General features: G+C 63.1%; 3 protein-coding genes. All 3 read left to right on the forward strand.

The annotated features are described in order from the left end of the window. Positions 1-54: 54 nt before the first annotated feature. The 3 genes from EN749_RS31295 (at position 55) to EN749_RS31305 (ending at position 4,399) form a co-directional block, all read left to right on the forward strand. Positions 55-2,139 (forward strand): ABC transporter substrate-binding protein, encoded by a 2,085-nt coding sequence (locus EN749_RS31295; protein WP_128364603.1) that lies wholly within the window; start codon positions 55-57, stop codon positions 2,137-2,139. Between the two features lie 111 nt (positions 2,140-2,250). Next, entirely contained in the window at positions 2,251-3,258 is a 1,008-nt protein-coding gene (locus EN749_RS31300; RefSeq protein WP_127807904.1) for an ABC transporter permease, read from the forward strand. Between the two features lies 1 nt (position 3,259). Next, positions 3,260-4,399: an ABC transporter permease gene (locus EN749_RS31305; RefSeq protein ID WP_128364604.1), complete on the forward strand. Its 1,140-nt coding sequence runs from the start codon at positions 3,260-3,262 to the stop codon at positions 4,397-4,399. The last annotated feature ends 64 nt before the right edge of the window (positions 4,400-4,463 follow it).

Here is a 4,463-nt window from a genome sequence, read left to right on the forward strand (position 1 = left end):
GAGGAGAGGCGGAGCGGGTGCAAACGCTCCGGACAAACAAGAGGGAGAGAGACCGTGAGGAATTTCCGCAATATCGGCCTTGCTGCCGGACTGACGCTGAGCGTCTCGGTCTCGGCACTCGGTGCTTACGCTTCCGAACCGACGGTTCCGCCGGCGCCGACACCGTTTCCCGCCGAAGGCAAGATCAACTATGTCGCGCGAGACTCGATCCTGGAGTTCAAGGCGCTCCCCGAATATCACGAGCCCGACTGGGTCACCGAGAAATACGTCAAGACCGGCAAGCTGCCGCCGGTGAAGGACAGGCTGCCGAAGGAGCCGCTGGTCTTCAAGAAGGGCAACATGCAGGACGGCATCGGCGTCTATGGCGATACGATGCGCCACGTCATCGGCGGGCGGCCGGAAGGCTGGAACTACGGCGCCGGTCAGACGCAAGGCTGGGGCGGCATCGACATCGGCCTCTCCGAATGCCTGACGCGCACCGCCCCGCTGTTCCAGGTCGAGGCCAAGGACACCGAGCCGCTGCCGAACCTGGCCAGGAGCTGGGATTGGTCGAGCGATGGCCACAAGCTGACCATGCACCTCATCGAAGGAGCGAAGTGGTCGGACGGCGTGCCGTTCAATGCCGACGACGTCATGTTCTACCGGGACGACGAGGTGGTCGATCCCAACGTCTCGCCGCTGAACGGCGCCACGCCGGAAAGCTTCGGCGTCGGCACGACGCTGAAGAAGATCGACGACTACACCGTCGAATGGACCTTCAAGGATGCCTTCCCGAAGCAGTACCTGTACGCCATGGCCTACGGCACTTTCTGTCCTGGCCCCGCGCACATCCTGAAGCCGCAGCATCCGAAATACTCGAAGAACACCTACGATCAGTTCAAGAATGCCTTCCCGCCGGAATTCATGAACATGCCGGTGATGGGTGGCTGGGTCCCGGTCGAATACCGGCCGGACGACATCATCGTCATGCGCCGCAATCCCTATTACTGGAAGGTCGACGAGAAGGGTAACCAGCTGCCCTATCTCAACGAACTGCACTACAAGCTGTCGACCTGGGCCGATCGCGACGTCCAGGCGGTGGCCGGCGCGGCCGATTTTTCCAATCTGGAGCAGCCGGAAAACTTCGTCGCCTCGCTGAAGCGTGCGGCAGAGGCGAACGCACCGGCCCGTCTTGCTTTCGGCCCGCGGCTCATCGGCTACAATCTGCGATTTAATTTTTCCGCGAATGGCTGGGGCAATCCGGACGAACGCGGCCAGGCGATCCGCGAGCTGAACCGCAACGAGGATTTCCGCAAGGCCGTCACCATGGCGCTCGACCGCAAGGCGCTCGGTGACTCGCTGGTCAAGGGGCCGTTCACCGCCATCTATCCCGGCGGCCTGTCGTCAGGAACCAGCTTCTACGACCGCGCTTCGACGGTCTACTACCCCTTCGACCTCGAGGGCGCCAAGGCGGAACTCGCCAAGGCCGGCCTCAAGGATACGGATGGCGACGGCTTCGTGAATTTCCCTTCCGGTACCGCCGGCGGCAAGAATGTCGAGATCGTGATGCTGGTCAACAACGACTACACGACCGACAAGAGCCTTGCCGAAGGCGTCGTCGCCCAGATGGAAAAGCTCGGGCTTCGGGTCGTGCTCAATGGCCTCAACGGCACCCAGCGCGACGCTTCCCAATATTCGGGCCGCTTCGATTGGCTGGTCCGGCGCAACGAACAGGAACTGACGTCGGTGGTGCAGAACACCGTGCAGCTTGCCCCGGTCGGCCCGCGCACCAGCTGGGACCATCGGGCGCCGGAGAACGGCGAGGTCGATGTGATGCCGTTCGAAAAGGATCTCGTCGATATCGTCAACAAGTTCGTCTCGACGCAGGACAACGACCAGCGTGCCAGCCTGATGAAACAATTCCAGAAGATCTCGACGGAGCACGTCTACAATGTCGGCCTGACGGAATATCCCGGCGCGCTGATCGTCAACAAGCGCTTCTCGAACATTCCGCAGGGCACGCCGATCTTCATGTTCAACTGGGCCGAGGATTCGATCATCCGCGAACGGGTCTTTGTCGCGGCCGACAAGCAGGCGAAATACGAATTGTTCCCCGAGGAGTTGCCCGGCAAACCCGGAGAGAAGGGGCCGATGAATTAGGTTTACCTCCCTGACCGAGAGACCTCCGGCCGCGCCGCTGGCGCGTCCGGACAAACCAACCTCCGGACGCAACCAAGGGCGCGATCGGCGAGACAAGGAAACGAACCGTCCATGCTGCGATTCCTGCTCACGCGCATAGCGTCGGCAATCCCGGTCCTCGCCATTTTGAGCCTGGCCACCTTTGCCATCATCCAGGCGCCGCCGGGCGATTATGCCGACTACATCCGCTCGCAGGCGATCAACCAGGGTGGAGCCTCCTTCGCCGAGGCCGACGCGCAGGCAAAGGCCTATCGCATCGAGCATGGTCTCGATAAGCCGCTGCCTCTCCAGTATCTCAACTGGATCGGTGGCATCGTCACCCGCGGCGATTTCGGCTACAGCCTGTACTACAACAAACCGGTCGCCGACGTGGTCGGAGAGCGCCTGCCGCGCACGCTCCTCCTGGCGCTGGTCTGCCATCTGCTGGCCTCGGTGCTGGGCATCACATTCGGCATATGGGCGGCGACAAGGCAATACACCTGGATCGACTCGACACTGTCGGCCATCTCTTTTCTCGGCATGACGGTGCCGCGCTTCCTGATGGCGCTGATCATCGTCTATCTCCTGGTGTTCCAGTTCAACGTGTCGGAGATCGGCTCATTCTTCTCGCCGCAATATGGTGGCGCGCCGTGGTCGTGGGCCAAATTCGTCGACCTGGTCAAGCATGTCTGGCCGGTGGTGGCGATCGCGACTTTCGGCGGCCTCGCCTACAATATGCGCGTCATGCGCGGCAATCTGCTCGATACGCTGAACGCGCAATATGTCGAGACGGCCAGGGCCAAGGGGCTGACGGGTGCCGCCGTCGTCATGCGCCACGCCGTGCCCAACGCGCTGCATCCGCTCATCATGTATCAGGGTGTGGTGCTGCCCTATATGCTGACCGGCGAGATCGAGACCGCGATCATCTTCGCGCTGCCGACGGTCGGCCCGGCGATCGTCGGCTCCATGGCTGTCGGCGACGTCTATGTCACCGCCACCTTCATGATGGTGCTGTCGGCGACGCTGATCGTCGGCAACATCATCGCCGACATGCTGCTCGTCCTGCTCGATCCGCGCGTGCGCCAGTTCGGGGAGCGCTGAGATGCTGGCGCGCGATCCATCCCCTCCACCGCTGCCGGCCGAAGGTCCCATCGTCGCCAAACCGGCGCGCGGCAACGAAAGCTATATCGCGCTTGTCTGGCGCCGGCTGAAGCGCTCCTGGACCGGCATGGCCGGGCTCTGGCTCGTCGTGCTGCTGCTGTTGATGGCCGTGTTCGCCGAGTTCATCGCGCCAATGGACCCGAAGGTCACGGATGTCGGCTTCGCTCCGCCGCAGGTGCCTGTTTTCCATGACAGAGACGGCGGTTTCACCGCACGGCCGAGGGTCTATGCGCTGGCCGATTCGGCGGACCTCGATCCGGTCACTTTCCAGCCCGTCGTCGGTCCCGACTACGACCATCCAAGGCTGCTTGGTTTCTTCGTGCATGAAGCGCCCTACAAGCTGTTCGGGCTGCTGCCGGCGGACCGGCATCTGTTCGGCTCGCTGGACGGCCAGCCGGTGCATTTCCTGGGCACCGACAAGTTCGGCCGTGACGTGCTGTCGCGCGCCATCCACGGCTCGCGCGTCTCGCTGATGATCGCGCTGACGGTCGTCTTCATCATCACCGTCATCGGCACCACCGTCGGCATGGTCTCCGGCTATTTTGGCGGCAGGTTCGATGTCTGGATGCAGCGCTTCGTCGAACTGGTGCTCGCCTTCCCGCAGCTGCCGCTCTATCTGGCGCTGACGACGCTGATCCCGGTCACCGCTCCCACCAACGTCTTCCTGGCTTTCGTCATCATCGTCATGTCGGCCTTGGGCTGGGCGCAGATGTCGCGCGAGGTGCGCGGCAAGACGCTGGCGCTGGCGCGGATCGAGTATGTGCGCGCCGCCATGGCGGTCGGCGCCACCGACCGGCGCATCATCATGCAGCACATCTTCCCCAATGTGATGAGCCACGTGATCGTCGCCGTGACGCTGGCGATCCCGACCGTGGTGCTGCTCGAATCCTTCCTCGGTTTCCTCGGCTTCGCCGTCAAGCCGCCGCTGATCTCGTGGGGCCTGATGCTGCAGGACACCGCGACCTATTCCGTCATCGGCACCTATCCGTGGATCCTGTCGCCGGTCGGTTTCGTGCTCGTCACCGTCTTTGCCTTCAACGCGCTGGGCGACGGCCTGCGTGACGCCGTCGACCCTTATTGAGGTGCTGAGATGACCGTCGCGCTCGCCGAATCCTTCGCACCAACCGTCCGTCACGACCATGACG

The organism is Mesorhizobium sp. M7A.F.Ca.ET.027.02.1.1, assembly GCF_004022985.1.
Lineage (GTDB): Bacteria > Pseudomonadota > Alphaproteobacteria > Rhizobiales > Rhizobiaceae > Mesorhizobium.